Source organism: Desertimonas flava (assembly GCF_003426815.1).
In the GTDB taxonomy this organism is placed as follows: domain Bacteria; phylum Actinomycetota; class Acidimicrobiia; order Acidimicrobiales; family Ilumatobacteraceae; genus Desertimonas; species Desertimonas flava.
Map to the genome: position 1 here is coordinate 85,499 of NZ_QKYK01000015.1, position 14,686 is coordinate 100,184.

Sequence of the window (14,686 nt, forward strand, 5' to 3'; positions counted from 1 at the left end):
GCGATGAGCCTGGCCGGCGGGAGGCGCCGGCCAGACTCGCCGCGTCCGGCTGCGTCAGTGCGGCAGGCGCTCCACGGCGCCGAGGACCGCCTTGAGCCCGGCGGTGGTGATGTCGGGATCGACGCCGATTCCCCAGCGTGGCTCGCCGTCTGCGCCGACGACCTCGACGTACGCCGCGGCGTTGGCCTCGGCGCCGCCGGTGAGCAAGGAGTGCTCGGCGTAGTCGCGGACGTCGAGGTCGACTCCGAACGACTCGCGCAGGCCCTTCACGAACGCCGAGATCGGCCCGCCGGCTTCGCCGCTGACCGTGCGATGCTCGCCGTCGACGACCACCTGCGCGGTGACGGTGGTGCGGGATTCGCCGTTGTCGCCGCCGTCGCTCGTGACGGTGCGGGTGTGCAGCTCGTGGCCGACCAGCGTGAACCGCGGCGACTCGGGGAGGTACTCGTCACGGAACGCCTCCCACATCGCCGCCGGGGTGATCTCGGTGCCGGTGTCCTCGCTGACGTGCTGGATCGTCTTGGAGAACTCGATCTGCATGCGCCGGGGCAGGTCGAAGCCGTGCTCCTCGCGCATGATGTACGAGACGCCGCCCTTGCCCGACTGGCTGTTCACGCGGATCACGGCGTCGTACGTGCGCCCGACGTGCTTGGGGTCGATCGGCAGGTACGGAACCCCCCACGTGTCGTAGTCGGGGGGCAGCGCGTCGAAGCCCTTCTTGATGGCGTCCTGGTGACTGCCGCTGAACGACGTGTACACGAGATCACCGGCCCACGGGTGACGGGGACCGACGGGCAGGCGGTTGGCGTACTCGGCGACGCGACGCAGCGCGTCGATGTCGCTGATGTCCAGCTCGGGGTCGACGCCGTTCATGAACAGGTTCATCGCCACGTTGACGACGTCGAGGTTGCCGGTGCGCTCGCCGTTGCCGAACAGCGTGCCCTCCACCCGGTCGGCGCCGGCCATGATCCCGAACTCGGCCGCCGCCGTGCCCGTGCCGCGGTCGTTGTGTGGATGCAGGCTGATGATCACCGAGTCGCGCCGCTTGATCGTGCGGCCGAACCACTCGATCACGTCGCCGTAGACGTTGGCCGTGTAGCACTCGACCGTGGCCGGCAGGTTGAGGATGATCCTGCGATCGGGCGTCGGCTCGACGACGTCCATCACCGCCTCGCAGATCTCGACGGCGAACTCGGGCTCGGTGAGCGTGAAGCTCTCGGGGGAGTACTCGTAGCGGATCTCGGTGCCCGGCACGGTGTCTTCGAGCTTGCGGCACAGGCGGGCGGCGTTGACGGCGATGTCGACGATGCCGGCCTTGTCACTGCCGAACACGACCTCGCGCTGCAGCGGGTTGGTCGAGTTGTAGAAGTGGACGATGGCCCGGCGCGCACCCTGGAGGCACTCGTAGGTGCGCTGGATCAGCTCCTCGCGGCACTGCACCAGCACCTGGATCGTCACATCGTCGGGGATGAGATCCTCTTCGATCAACTGACGGATGAAGTCGAAGTCGGGCTGGCTGGCGGCCGGGAAGCCGACCTCGATCTCCTTGAAGCCCATCTTCACCAGGGCGTCGAACATCTTGCGCTTGCGGACCGGGTCCATCGGCTCGATGAGGGCCTGGTTGCCGTCGCGCAGGTCGACCGAGCACCACAGTGGTGCCTTGTCGATCACGACGTTGGGCCAGGTGCGGTCCTCGAGGACGATCGGCACCCACGGGCGGTACTTCTCGAAGGGCATCTTCCTGGGGGTCACGGGGGCAGGGGGCATGGCAGGTCGCTTTCGGTGGAGAAGGGGAGGAACGAAACCCGGCCGAAAAAGCGAAAGGCCCCCGGCCGGGAGGGCGGGGGCGGGCGAACGCGAATATGTGGCGCTCGCCCTACGTAAGGAGGAGGAGGCCGCGGCGCGTCATCGGAGCAACCATACACCGGCCCAGGGGTGGCCATCAACGCCGAATGGCCACCTTCCCATTACGCTGAGTTGCACCATGTCTGATGCCTCCCCTCGGCGGGGTGCCCCCCGCCGCCGGCGACCGCGCCGGCGATCGGCTTCGGAGACCGGTACCGATCCTGGCCTCGACGGCCAGTCGTCCGGCTCGAACCGTTCCCTCACCTCCACCAACATCCTTCCTCCGGTCGAGCCCCCGACCGGGTTCGCCGACCTCGGCGTGCCGCCGCGTATCGACGACGGACTGGCCGCGGCCGGGTTCGCCCAACCGTTCGCGATCCAGACCGAGGCGATCCCGGTGGCGATGGCCGGACACGACGTCTGCGGCCGGGCCCGCACCGGCTCGGGCAAGACGCTCGCGTTCGGTGTGCCGATGCTCTCGCGGATCGTCGATCGGGCCGAACCGCTTCGCCCGCTGGGCCTCGTGCTCGTTCCGACGCGCGAGCTCGCCATCCAGGTCGCCGAGGTGCTCGAGCCGGTCGCCTCCCACGCCGGAATGAGCGTCCTGCCGGTGTACGGCGGGGCCAGCCGGCCGTACCAGGTCACCCGCCTCCAGCAGGGCGTCGAGATCGTGGTCGCCACGCCGCTGCGCCTGATCGACCTCTTGAAGTCGAAGGAAGTCGATCTCGGTGCCGTCGACGTCGTCGTGCTCGACGAGGCCGACCGCATGGCCGACGACGGCTTCACGCCCCAGGTCGAGTGGATCCTTCGTCACTGTGGGGCCCGCACGCAGACGATGCTGTTCTCGGCGACGCTCGACGGCGACGTCGGCCATCTCATCCGCCACTATCTGTCCGATCCGGTCGAAGTGGCGATCGATGCGGCCACCGACACGGTCGGCACGATGCACCATCTCTTCCTCGCCGTCCACCACATGGACAAGTCCCGGGTGGTCGGGGCGATCGGCCAGAGCATCCAGAAGGTCCTCGTGTTCTGCCCGACGAAGCGCCTGTGCGACAGGGTGGCCACAGCACTCGAGGAGCTCGGCTTGAACGTCGCGGCGATCCACGGCGACCTCGCCCAGCCCGTCCGCGAGCGGGCGTTGCGTCGCTTCGCCGAGGGGAAGCTGTCGATCCTCGTCGCCACCGACGTCGCCGCTCGCGGCATCGACATCGACGACATCGGCGCGGTGATCCACTACGAGCCGGCGAAGGACTCCAAGGACTACCTGCACCGCTCGGGGCGGACGGCACGAGCCGGACGGGACGGGTGGGCGATCACGTTCGTCGAGTACAACCAGCACACGCAGATGCGCATCCTGCAGCGCACGCTCCAGCTGCCGCTCAAGCCGCCGATCGAGGTGTTCAGCAACGACGAACGTCTCCGCGACCTCTCCCGGTTCGGCGACGACGTGGTCGACTCCACGGTGCCCACCGCCGGCTGACCTGCGGATCGGCCGTTACGGTTGGTGCCTGGCACCAACCGTAACGGGCTCCCTGACGCGCTCAGCGGGCTTGTCGGCCTTGGCCCACTTGCGGCCGAAGAGGTAGATCACCGGCAGCGTGCACAGCAGGGGGCCGACCACCGCGAACGGGCGGCCCAGCCACCAGCCGAGCGTGGGCCGCGTCGACTCGTAGTTGTCGCCGTCGATGGCGTACCCGATCGCCCGGCTGAGGGCCATGCCGGTGGTGTGGAAGAGGAACAGCGGCAGCGAGAAGCGGTTGATGACGTCGTTGACCGTCGCCCAGCCGGGCCGCTCCAGGCGACGGCTCACCGCGGGGCGGATGATCTCGACGATGCCGGCCTGGAGGAAGAGCAGGGCGACGATGCACATCGTGGGCGGCGCCATGTTCGAGCGCTCACCGGGGACCCCCACCATCGAGCCGGGATAGAGCCCGCTCCCCACGAGTCCGGCGAGGGCGAAGCCGCCGCCGAACAGCATCGTCCAGTCGAGGGTGCGGCGGGCCGCGACGATGCGCTCGTAGAAGAACCCGAACTGATGGCACAGGCCCCAGATGATCACCATGTTGAAGATGCCCAGCCAGTCCCAGTCGTAGCGGAACCGGGCCACGTCGATGAGCCCGGCGACGCCCGCCATGACGACGAGAGCGACCGTGTCGAACCGCCGGTGCAGCCAGAGGGCGATCGGCAGGAGCAACACGAGCATCAGGTAGACGGCCATGAACCAGAGCGGGCTGACCACCAGCGTGACCGCTCGCCACACCCACGGCCCGCCGAGCGTGAGGCTGAGGACGATGCCGATGACGATCCACACACCGAGGAGGGCACCGGCCGGGATGGCGAGGCGCTTGGCCCGGGCACCCACCAGCTCCCAGATCGAACGGCCCTCGGCCTGGGCCTTCTCCCACGAGCGGAGGTGGCCGTAGCCGCCGACGTAGAAGAACATCGGCATGATCTGCAGCGTCCACGTGAAGATCCACAGACCCTTGGTGAAGCCGATCGGGTTGCTCGCGTGGGGACCGTCGTCACGCCAGATGATGATCGTGAAAACCCAGTGCCAGGCCACGACGACCAGCAGACTGAACGCCCTGATGAAGTCCACGTACGAATCCCGCCCCCGCGCCGCGTTCGCGGTCGGCATCGTCGGGGCGCTCGTCATCGGCAACATTCTGTCCAATCGCGTGGTGCCGGCCGCGTTCTACGTGCCGACCAATCTCCTGGTCACTGCGACGGTCGTTCTGCTCGCGCGGTTCGAGGTCGGCGCGCGGGACGTCGGTCTGACCCAGTGGCGCCGCGGTGCAGTGTGGGGTGGAACGGTGGTCGCTGCCGGCGTGGCCCTGTACCTCACGGCCTCCTTGCTGCCCCCGACGCGGGGCCTGTTCGACGACTCCCGGGTCGACGGCGACCTCGGCCGGATGTTGTACGAAGTCTTCATCCGCATCCCGTCCGGCACGGTCATCCTGGAGGAGACTGCGTTCCGGGGTGTGCTCCCTGCCGTTCTCGCTCGTCACATGTCGACCGTCCGGGCCGTGGTGGTGAGCTCGCTGCTGTTCGGTTTCTGGCACGTGCTGCCGTCGCTGTCGCTCAGCGAGGTCAACCCGGTGCTCGGCGACATCCTCGGCGAGGGGCTCGCCGCCAAAATCGGCGGCGTCGTCTTCGCCGTGGTCGGCACGTTCCTCGTCGGTCTGTGGCTCTCGTTCCTCCGCCATCGCTCGGGGAGCCTGCTGGCGCCGGTGCTCGTCCACACCGCCAGCAACTCGGTCGCCTACGCGATGGCCTGGTTCATCGGCGGCGCCGGCATCCAGGGATCGATCGGCCGGCTCTGATCGGCCCGGGTCGCCGAGGACGAAACTTCCTATCCTTCTTGCGATGGATCGGCCGATCGGGATGTTCGACTCGGGGTTCGGCGGGCTCACCGTCGCCCGAGCCCTCATCGACCTCCTGCCGGCCGAGGACGTGGTCTACATCGGTGACACCGGCCGCTACCCGTACGGCAACAAGCCGCTCGACGAGGTCCGCGATCACGCCACCGAGATCGCCACCAGCCTCGTGAGCGACTACGGCGCCAAGGCTGTCGTCGTGGCGTGCAACACCGCGGCGTCGGCCGGTCTCGACAAGCTCCGCGCCGATCTGCCCGTGCCGGTGATCGACGTGATCGAACCCGGTGCCCGTTCTCTCATCACCACCACGGTCAGCGGCCGCGTCGGCGTCATCGGCACGGTGGGCACGATCTCGTCGGGCTCGTACGTCCACGCCGTCGAGGCCGCCGCGGCAGCCGCCGGCCGCGACGACATCGTGCTCACGTCGGCGGCCTGCCCCGGGTTCGTCGAGTTCGTCGAGCGCGGGCAGACGTCGGGCGACGAGGTGATGGTGCTCGCCGAGCGCCTCCTGGCCCCGATCGTCGCCGCCGACCTCGACGCCCTCCTGTTCGGCTGCACCCACTACCCCTATCTCGCCCGTGTCGTCACCGACGTCGTCGGCACCGGCGTGACGCTCGTCAGCTCGGCCGACGAGACGGCGTTCGCCGCCGCCGACCTGTTGCGCGAGCTCGGCCTGCTGCGTTCGTCGGCCGATCGCGTCGGTCGCCGGACGTTCCTGTCGAGCGGCGACGTCGAGATCTTCCGCGAGCTCGGATCGCGCCTCCTCGGCCCCGAGCTCGACAGTGCCCTGCCCTGGCCGGCCCGCTGACGCGCCCGACCTCTACGAAAGGACCCCCACATGAGCACCGACACGACACCGCGTCCCGACGGCCGAACGCCCGACGAGCTGCGCCCGATCACGTTCGAGCGCGACTTCACCGAGATGGCGGCGGGATCGTGTCTGGTGAGCTTCGGACGGACCCGGGTGCTGTGCACGGCCAGCATCGACGAGGACGTGCCGCGCTGGATGCGCAACTCCGGCAAGGGATGGGTCACGGCCGAGTACTCGATGCTGCCCGGCTCGTCGCCCGAGCGGGTCGGCCGCGAGGCGGCCAAGGGAAAGCAGAGCGGCCGCACCGTCGAGATCCAGCGGCTCATCGGGCGCAGCCTCCGTGCCGCCTGCGACATGAGGGCGCTGGGCGAGCGGCAGGTCCAGGTGGACTGCGACGTCCTTCAGGCCGACGGCGGGACGCGGACGGCGAGCATCTGTGGCGGGTTCCTGGCGTTGCACGACGCCCTCAGCCGGCTCGTGGCCGCGGGGACGATCGCCCGGCACCCGTTGCACTCGTTCTGCGCGGCGATCAGCGTCGGCATCGTCGGGGGACGACTGGTCCTCGACCTGCCGTATGTCGAGGACAGCCGCGCCGAGGTCGACATGAACGTGGTGATGCTGCGTCCCGTCGGCGGTGGCGAGCCCAGTTTCGTCGAGGTGCAGGGCACCGCCGAGGGGCAGTCGTTCAGTCGCAGCGAGCTGGACTCGCTTTTGGAGCTGGCCGAGGGCGGCCTGGCCCGCATCGTCGACCTTCAGGCCGAGATGGTGTCGGTCCCGCCGGCGCCACGTCCCGCACGCTGATGATCACGCTCGTCTGCGCGACCGCGAACCCCGGCAAGGTCGCCGAGCTGGAGTCGATCCTCGACGGGATCGTCGAACTGCTGCCGCGCCCCGATTCCGTGCCACCCGTCGTCGAGGATGCCGGGACGCTCGTGGGGAACGCCCGCTTGAAGGCGACGGCGGTCGCCGTGGCGAGCGGTCGGCCGGCAATCGCCGATGACACCGGCCTCGAAGTGGCCGCCCTCGGTGGAGCGCCGGGCGTCGACACGGCGTCGTTCGCGGGGGAGGGGGCGACCGACGAGCAGAACTGGACGAAGCTGCTCGCCGAGCTCGAGGGGTCCGACGATCGCCGGGCGCGCTTCCGGACCGTGGCGATGGTCGTTTGGCCGGACGGCCACGAGGTCTGGGCCGAAGGGACGTGCGAGGGAACGATCGCTCCGGCGTCACGTGGCGGCCGCGGCTTCGGTTACGACAGCGTCTTCATCCCCGCCGGCGGCGACGGCCGATCGTTCGCCGAGATGTCGGCGGACGAGAAGGATGCCGTGAGCCACCGCGGCCGCGCCTTCTCCGCCCTCGTCGGGAAGCTCGCCGCCCTCGGCGGCGTTGACGATGACGACCCCCAAGGAGAGCGATGAGCGTCATTCACCACGACCTGGTCATCATCGGCAGCGGTTCGGGCAACTCGATCCCCGGCCCCGAGTTCGACCACCTGAGCATCGCCATCGTCGAAGGCGGCACGTACGGAGGCACCTGCCTCAACGTCGGGTGCATCCCGACGAAGATGTACGTGCACCCGGCCGACCTCGCCGACGGTGCCCGCCGGGCCGCCCGCCTCGACGTGAAGATGCACGTCGACTCTGTCGACTGGCGCAGCCTCCGGGACCGCATCTTCGGGCGGATCGATCCGATCTCGACGGGCGGCAAGGCCTGGCGGGAGAGCTCGGACAATCCGAACGTCACCGTCTACACCGGCTACGGACGCTTCGTCGGCGACAAGACGATGCACGTCGCCACCGGCGACAGAGGCGATTCTGACACCGGCGGCGACGGCGTCACGATCACGGCCGACCGCTGGGTGATCGCAGCCGGTGGCCGGGCGGTCGTGCCCGACATCCCGGGTCTCGCCCTCGGCCCACGCGTCCACACCTCCGACACGATCATGCGCATCGACGACCTGCCACGGTCGCTGGCGATCATCGGTGGCGGCTACATCGCCGCCGAGTTCGCCCACGTCTTCTCGGCGTTCGGCGTGGACGTGACCCAGCTGGTGCGTGGCGACCGGCTGCTGCGCTCTCATGACGCCGACGTCGCCGCCGCCTTCGCCCACGAGGCCGCCGCCCGATGGACGCTGCTCACCGACACCGTGCCGAGCGAGGTGCGCGCCGGCGACGACGGCGTCGACCTGGTGCTCGGCGATCGCACGCTCTCGGTCGACCTCGTGCTCGTCGCCACGGGGCGAGTGCCCAACAGCGACCGGCTCGATCCCCACCTGACCGGGGTCGATGTCGACTCCCGCGGGTACGTGGTCGTCGACGCGTACCAGCGCACCACGGCCGACGGCATCTTCGCCCTCGGCGACGTGTCGTCGCCCTGGGAGCTCAAGCACGTCGCCAATCACGAGATGCGTGTCGTCAAGCACAACCTCGCCCACCCCGAGGCGCTGATCCGTACCGACCACCGCTACGTGCCGTCGGCCGTCTTCACCGAACCGCAGATCGCCGCGGTCGGGCTGACCGAGGCGCAGGCGCAGTCCGGAGGCATCGACTACATCGCCGTTCGGCACGACTACGCCGGCATCGCCGCCGGGTGGGCGCGCGAGGACAGGTCCGGGTTCGTCAAACTGCTCGCCGATCCCAACAGCGGGCTGCTGCTGGGTGCCCATGTCATCGGTCCGGAAGCGGCCACCGTGATCCAGCCACTGATCCATGCGATGTCCTTCGGCCAGACCGCCCACGACGTGGCGACCGGGCAGTACTGGATCCACCCGGCGCTCAGCGAGGTCGTCGAGAACGCCCTCCTCAAGGTCCCGCGGCCCTGACGATTCCTGTCGGGGGCAGGCCTCAGGCGGCGGGGACCAGCGTCACCACGAAGGCGACGTGATCGCTGCCCGGAACGCCGACGTCCTCCACCGCCGTCGCGACGGCGTGCTCGTTGAGCAGCGCATGGTCGATGCGGACGAAGTTGGGGATCGGCTGGATGTCGTCGGGCCATGAGGTCGAGAAGCCGCGGCCGAGCGCCTGATGCGCGTCGCGCCATCCGTTGCTCAGCAAGGCACGGAAGCGCGGGTGCCAGAACGTGGCGTTGAAGTCACCGACGATCACCACCGGCTCGCCGTCGCGCAGGGGAGCGACGTCGAGGTTGCGCAGCTCGCTCGACCAGTCGTCCGTCGAGATCAGCGGGCTGGTGACGTGGACGGCCAGCACGACGACCGGGTCGGAGGACTCGACACGAGCGAGGACGGCGGCCGATTTCGTCTCCGGCGGCCGGAACTCGCTCAGCGGGTAACGACTCCACAGCGCGGTGCCCCTCGCCACCGGGTGGGAGTACTCGATGCGGTACGGATACTCGTCGGCGAGCGGACTGGCATGGAGCGCGGCGGCCGCGCCCGGCGTGTACTCGGTGAAGGCCAGGACATCCGCATCCGCCGCCGTCACGGCGTCCACGGTCTCCTCGTGACGCGTGTTGAGATACAGCAGGTTGGCGTGGAAGACCGTCAGTGGCGTCGCTCCGTGGGCGGCAGCCGGCTCGGCCGGCGGGCGCAAGAGCGGCCACGCCATCACGACGAGGGCGACGGCCACCGCACCGGCGACAGCGGCGAGGGCCCACCGTTGCGTGACGAGGGCTGCGGCAGCGAGCGGAAAGGCGAGGCCGAGCACGTACGGCACGAGTGACTGCAACGCGGCCACGTACCGATGCCCGGTCCATCCGACGATCTGGGTGACGACCAACGCCACCATCACGGCGACGGCCGCCCAGCCGGCGATCTCGACAACCCTGCCGATGCGTGATGAGGCGGCGAGCAGGGACATCGGCCGAGCAGTGTGGCAGCAACCGCCCCGTCCACCACCGCGGCCCGGCGAACATGTCGGCGCGGAGAGACCGCCTACGGCAGGATGGGGCGCATGGCCTCTCTCGCCAAACTCTCGCCGTGGCAGCACCTGGTGGTCGGGGGATCGGCCGCCGCCATCGGGATCGGTGCGTTCACCGGCTTGATCGGTGAGCACCGTCCCGAGCGCTTCGACGCCAAGCAGGTCGTCGTGGCGCCCGACGGTGAGAACGGCCTCCGGATCACCGAGATCGTCGACCAGGACTTCGGCGAACAGGAGCGGCACGGCTATCAGCGCATCATCCCCGACGACTTCGGCGCGCCGACCGACGTGGTGGCCACGTCGACCGACGCGCCCGACGACCTCGACGTGCAGTCGGTGGGCTGGGAGACGCGCATCCGCATCGGCGACCCGGACGTGACCGTGACCGGCCAGCACCGGTACACGCTGGCCTACACCCTTCCCGCGGCCCGGCTGTCGAGTGGCCAGCTCGCCCTCGACGTCATCGGCACCGAAGAGACGCTCGAGACGAAGCACTTCGAGTTGGTGGTCACCGGGCTCGAGCTGGAAGACCCCACCTGCAACGTCGGCGGGTTCGGCGACGTCGGCGGTTGCGAGCTCGTCGACGACGGCACCACCTACCGTGCCGTGTTCTCCCCGCTCGAACCCCACGAGGGCATCACCATCGGCGGTCGCATCGTCGGCCGCCGCGACGTCGTGGACGTCGAGCCGCCTGCCCTCCCCGACGCGCCGGCCGACCGCCGGGTGCCGCTGGGGATCGCCACGAGCGCCCTCGGCCTGGCCACTGGCGCCGGTACGTACGCCTGGGCGCGTCGCCGCGGCCGCAACGAAGTGGTGGCGGGCGGGGCGGCCGACGTGGCGTTCGGGTTCTCGGCGGTGCCCCTGCCCCCGCCTCCGGCCGGGACCGCGGTGGCGACCGATCTCGACGCGCCCGTCCCGTCGGGGGCCTCCGAACGGGCCGCTCAGATGGCCGCTTCCGGCGGCGTCCGGCTCGTCACCGACGACGAGCTCGCCGAACTGGCGACGACCGAGTTCGCCCCGCCGGCCGGCGTCGACCCGTGGCTGGGACGTGTCCTCCTCAACGAACGCTTCGACAACGACACCGTGGCGGCCTGGGTCTCGGCGCACGCCGCGCGTGACGTACTCACGGTCACGCAGCTCGACGGCGACAAGGTGGAGTTGGGCAAGGGGCCGCGCTTCGCCAGCGCTCCGCCCGAGGAGCAGGCCGCGCTCCAGCGGATGATCGGCGGCGACCGGATCGTGCTCGGCAAGTACTCGAAGAACTTCGCCGCCGGATGGTCCGACATCGCCAAGCGCCAGCGGCAGTTCGTCGCCGCGTCGGGGTTCTGGAAGCGCCCGATCGGCGGGTCGAGCGGTGCGGGGAGCACCGGCATCGCCACCGTGATCGTCATCGGCGCCGTGGCGGCGATGCTGTTCGGGGGAGGTGCCCTGCGCGCCGCCCCCGGGCTCGGCAGCCCGGTGGTCGCCCTGCTGCTCGCCGTCGCCGTACCTGGCATCACCGCGTTGCTCGCCTACCGGCGCCTACTCCCGGCCCGCACGGTGTCCGGCTCGGCGTTGGCGATCCGAACGGAGTCCTTCCGCCGCTTTCTCGCCGCCAGCGAGGCCAGCCACGTCGAGTGGGCGTGGAAGCACGGCATGCTGCGCGAGTACTCGGCGTGGGCTGTCGCCCTCGGCACCGCCGACGCCTGGGAGGCGGCCATGCGGGGCTCCACCGTGCCGCCGGCCGAGTTCAACGCCGCACCGATCCTCCTCTATCACCACGCTGCGGCGATGGGCTCCACCCGCGTGCCGCCGTCGAGCAGCGGCAGCGGTGGGGGAGGGGGCGGTGGCTTCTCCGGCGGCAGCGTCGGGGGAGGCGGAGGCGGCGGCAGCTCCGGTTCATGGTGAACGCCGCGTAGTCTGGACCAGACATCCGCCGGCGTCGCTCAATTGGCAGAAGCACGACTTTTAGGTAGTCGCAAGTGTGGGTTCGAGTCCCACCGCCGGTACGACGCGACTGACGGGATGTGCCTGGCACATCCCGTCAGACCGCTCAGGAGACGGGGAGCCAGGCGAGGATGAGATTGGCGACCTTGACGTCGGCCTTCTCGGCGGGACGTTGGTCGTGGTGATGTCCGAGATAGTGCCTGGCACTATCTCGGAAGCTGACGGGCTGTGCCCGCGCGGTCAGCGATCGACGGAGTGTGGGTGAGGTGCTCGTCGTCCCCAGGGAGCGGCGTCATCCCGACGTCGGGAAGGTGTGTGCTGATCGTTGCGATTTTCGCAATCGTCGACACACGCCTCGAGGCACGCGGGTCTGACGCGTGAACGGATGTGCCAGGCACCTCCGGTCACGGCGACGACGTACCCCAATCTGCCAAGCCCCCCTGGCACATCCCGTGAGATGCTCGGTCAGGAGACGGGGAGCCAGGCGAGGATGAGTTGGGTGACCTTGACGTCGGTCTTCTCGGCGGGGACGTCGGCGGTCGTGATGTCGGCGGCGATGGTGGCCCACTTGGCCTCGACGTCGGTGAGGTCGGCGGCGAGCTTGGCGTCGAGCTCGGCGAGCTGCGCCTCGATGCGCCCGACCTTGTTGCGGGCCTCGTCGACCCGGTTGCCGTCGGAGTTCCTGGTGAGGCGTTCGGCGGCGCGGCCGATCTTGCCTGCGGCACTGCGCTTCGACCCGAAGAGCCCGCCGAGGACGTCGCCGGCCGCGCGCAGCCACGTACCCCGCTTGCGCTCGGCCGCCTGCTCCGACACCATCTCGGCGCGGTCGGCGGCCGCGTCGCGCTGGTCCCGCAGGCGCGCCGCCTTGGTTTCGTGAGCGGCGGTCACCTTGGCCTTGGCCTCGTCGATGGCGGACTCGGCCGCCGCGGCGCAGCGGGCCTGGAAGTCCACGGCCTGCTCGTCGGGACGGGAGGCCAGCTCGAGCTGCTTGTTCACCTGCACCGACAGGGGGCGGGTGCGCACGACGTGGTCGACGAGATCGCGGCCCAATTGCTTCCACGCGGCGGCGTCGCCGAGCGGCGCCTTCGAGATCCGGTACGCGGTGGTGCTGTCCGGCGCATCGAGGAGGTCGGCCAGGTCGAGGGTGACGTCGCGGGCCGCGGCGGCGTCGAGGCGTTCGCCCAGCGGGGCGATCGCCAACGTGTACGTCACGTCGGTGACGAGATCGAGCTTGGTGTCGTCGTAACGCGCTTGCACCTCGGCGAGGACGATCGGCGCCGCGGTCGTGCCGGCGGGATCGCCACCGAGCTCGGTGACGGCGGGGATCGAGGCGTCGAGCCACCGCACCGTGATCCCGTCGGCGACCGTCGGCATCACCGGGGTGGCATCGCCCGCCGCCGCTGCGGGTGTCGCCTGCGCGGGCACCGCCGGCGTCTCCGGCGCCGCAGCGGGAGCCGGATCTGGAGCCGGTGCCGTCGTGCCCTCGGTCAGCTGGGCGATCTGATCCTTCGTCATCGGACCGCGGAGGTAGCTCATCGCCCAGCGACTGGTGAGCACCTCGGGCTCGTCCTTGCCGGCGCGGCGCAGCACGAACTCGCGCTTGGCGAGGCCGCCGATGGTGGCGCCGACCGCCTTGATGTCCACGCCGCCGTCGGCGGCGCTCATCCCGTCGAGCAGGCGGTCGCGGTCCCGCTCGGTCTGCAGCCGCCCGACCATCCAGGTGCCGGCGTTGGAGATCGCCTTGTAGTCGATGTCGACCGGGTTCTGCGTGGACAGCACCACGCCGACGCCGAACGCCCGGGCCTGCTTCATCAGCGTCATGATCGGCTTCTTGGTCGCCGGCATGGCGGTCGGTGGCAGGTAGCCGGCGACCTCGTCCATGTACAGGAGGGCGCGGAGGTCGGTGGTGCCCGACTGCGCCCGCATCCAGGTGATCAGCTTGCCGAGCACGAGCGAGGTGACGAACTGGCGCTCGTCGTCGGACAGATGCGCCGTGGTGACGATCGCGCACCGGGCCGTGCCGTCGGACCCGAACAGCATCGACTGGATGTCGAGGGAGACACCTGCGCCCCACGAGGCGAACGACGGCGATGCCAGCAGGCCGTTGAGCTTCACGGCGAACGCCGTGCGGTCCTTGGCCGGGAAGAACTCGCTGAGCTCGAACACCCCGAGCTTGGCGATCGGCGGCTGTTGCACCTGACCGACGAGCGCCGGCAGGTCGAGCGACCGGCCGTTCGTCCAGGCGTGGTGGATGAGGTTCGACAGCAGGATGTGCTCCCGGCTGGAGAGCGGGTCGGCATCCACGCCGACGAGGCCGAGCAGCCCCGACACGAACCCCTCGATCTGGTCGGCGATGGCCTCGTCGTCGGTGGTGCTCGGCGCATCGAGCGATCCGACGATGTTGAGCGCCGTCCCCGATCGCGAGCCCGGCGTGTAGATCGTGAAGTCCACCCGTTCGCGGAGGGCGGCGATCTGGTCGGGGCCGTAGCCCCAACCCTCGAGGCCCTTGCTCCAGGTGGCGGCCTGCGCAGCGGCGAACTCGTCGGGGGTCTGGCCGGCGTCCTTGGCCTGCGCTTCGTCGATCCACGGCCGGAAGTCCGACGCGGCGAGCTGGGGGAACGTGAGGCAGAGGTTGGTCAGGTCGCCCTTGGGGTCGATGAGCAGGGCCGGGATGCCGGCGCTGAGCACTTCCTCGATCAGGACGACGCCCAGACCTGTCTTCCCCGAACCGGTCATGCCGACGATCACCCCGTGGGTGGTCAGGTCGGCGGTGTCGATGCGCACGTCGTCGCCCGTGCGTTCGTGGGAACCGGGGTCGACGATCCCGCCGAGGAACAGCTCTGCCATGAGCGCCG

At 70.1% G+C, this 14,686-nt stretch carries 11 protein-coding genes and 1 tRNA gene; 8 read left to right on the forward strand and 4 right to left on the reverse strand.

Annotation, left to right across the window (positions count from 1 at the left end):
• Nucleotides 1-54 precede the first annotated feature (54 nt).
• Nucleotides 55-1,767: a 2-isopropylmalate synthase gene (gene leuA, locus DN771_RS17315; protein ID WP_227462397.1), complete on the reverse strand. Its 1,713-nt coding sequence runs from the start codon at nucleotides 1,765-1,767 to the stop codon at nucleotides 55-57.
• 217 nt (nucleotides 1,768-1,984) lie between these two features.
• Here leuA and DN771_RS17320 point away from each other — a divergent pair, with 217 nt between their 5' ends.
• Complete coding sequence (locus DN771_RS17320) at nucleotides 1,985-3,328, forward strand: DEAD/DEAH box helicase (RefSeq protein WP_116998803.1); 1,344 nt, start codon at nucleotides 1,985-1,987, stop codon at nucleotides 3,326-3,328.
• 15 nt (nucleotides 3,329-3,343) lie between these two features.
• Here DN771_RS17320 and DN771_RS17325 read toward each other — a convergent pair whose 3' ends face one another.
• Entirely contained in the window at nucleotides 3,344-4,447 is a 1,104-nt protein-coding gene (locus DN771_RS17325) for an acyltransferase family protein (RefSeq protein WP_205528641.1), read from the reverse strand.
• On the opposite strand from DN771_RS17325, the gene DN771_RS17330 reads away from it, so the two are divergent.
• Genes DN771_RS17330 through DN771_RS17350 form a run of 5 tightly spaced genes read left to right on the forward strand, consistent with a single transcriptional unit; the run spans nucleotide 4,437 to nucleotide 8,854 of the window.
• A complete protein-coding gene (locus DN771_RS17330; RefSeq protein WP_162942067.1) occupies nucleotides 4,437-5,171 on the forward strand; it encodes a CPBP family intramembrane glutamic endopeptidase in 735 nt (244 codons plus the stop codon). The two genes, DN771_RS17325 and DN771_RS17330, sit on opposite strands and share 11 nt — an antisense overlap.
• A gap of 43 nt (nucleotides 5,172-5,214) precedes the next feature.
• Complete coding sequence (gene murI, locus DN771_RS17335) at nucleotides 5,215-6,033, forward strand: glutamate racemase (RefSeq protein ID WP_116998806.1); 819 nt, start codon at nucleotides 5,215-5,217, stop codon at nucleotides 6,031-6,033.
• 30 nt (nucleotides 6,034-6,063) lie between these two features.
• Complete coding sequence (gene rph / locus DN771_RS17340) at nucleotides 6,064-6,837, forward strand: ribonuclease PH (protein ID WP_116998807.1); 774 nt, start codon at nucleotides 6,064-6,066, stop codon at nucleotides 6,835-6,837.
• Complete coding sequence (gene rdgB, locus DN771_RS17345; RefSeq protein ID WP_116998808.1) at nucleotides 6,837-7,451, forward strand: RdgB/HAM1 family non-canonical purine NTP pyrophosphatase; 615 nt, start codon at nucleotides 6,837-6,839, stop codon at nucleotides 7,449-7,451. Before rph ends, rdgB begins: the two co-directional genes overlap by 1 nt.
• Nucleotides 7,448-8,854: a mycothione reductase gene (locus DN771_RS17350; protein WP_116998809.1), complete on the forward strand. Its 1,407-nt coding sequence runs from the start codon at nucleotides 7,448-7,450 to the stop codon at nucleotides 8,852-8,854. The genes rdgB and DN771_RS17350 overlap by 4 nt, the downstream gene beginning before the upstream one ends.
• A 22-nt stretch (nucleotides 8,855-8,876) precedes the next feature.
• On the opposite strand, the gene DN771_RS17355 is transcribed toward DN771_RS17350, so the two are convergent.
• A complete protein-coding gene (locus DN771_RS17355) occupies nucleotides 8,877-9,845 on the reverse strand; it encodes an endonuclease/exonuclease/phosphatase family protein (protein WP_116998810.1) in 969 nt (322 codons plus the stop codon).
• A 93-nt stretch (nucleotides 9,846-9,938) separates the two neighbouring features.
• Here DN771_RS17355 and DN771_RS30100 point away from each other — a divergent pair, with 93 nt between their 5' ends.
• Both DN771_RS30100 and DN771_RS17365 read left to right on the forward strand, forming a co-directional pair.
• Entirely contained in the window at nucleotides 9,939-11,792 is a 1,854-nt protein-coding gene (locus DN771_RS30100; RefSeq protein ID WP_193615381.1) for a DUF2207 family protein, read from the forward strand.
• A gap of 27 nt (nucleotides 11,793-11,819) precedes the next feature.
• Nucleotides 11,820-11,893, forward strand: a tRNA-Leu gene (locus tag DN771_RS17365).
• A 403-nt stretch (nucleotides 11,894-12,296) separates the two neighbouring features.
• Here DN771_RS17365 and DN771_RS17370 read toward each other — a convergent pair.
• Nucleotides 12,297-14,678, reverse strand: a complete 2,382-nt coding sequence (locus tag DN771_RS17370; protein ID WP_116998811.1) for a helicase HerA-like domain-containing protein — start codon at nucleotides 14,676-14,678, stop codon at nucleotides 12,297-12,299.
• Nucleotides 14,679-14,686: the final 8 nt, after the last annotated feature.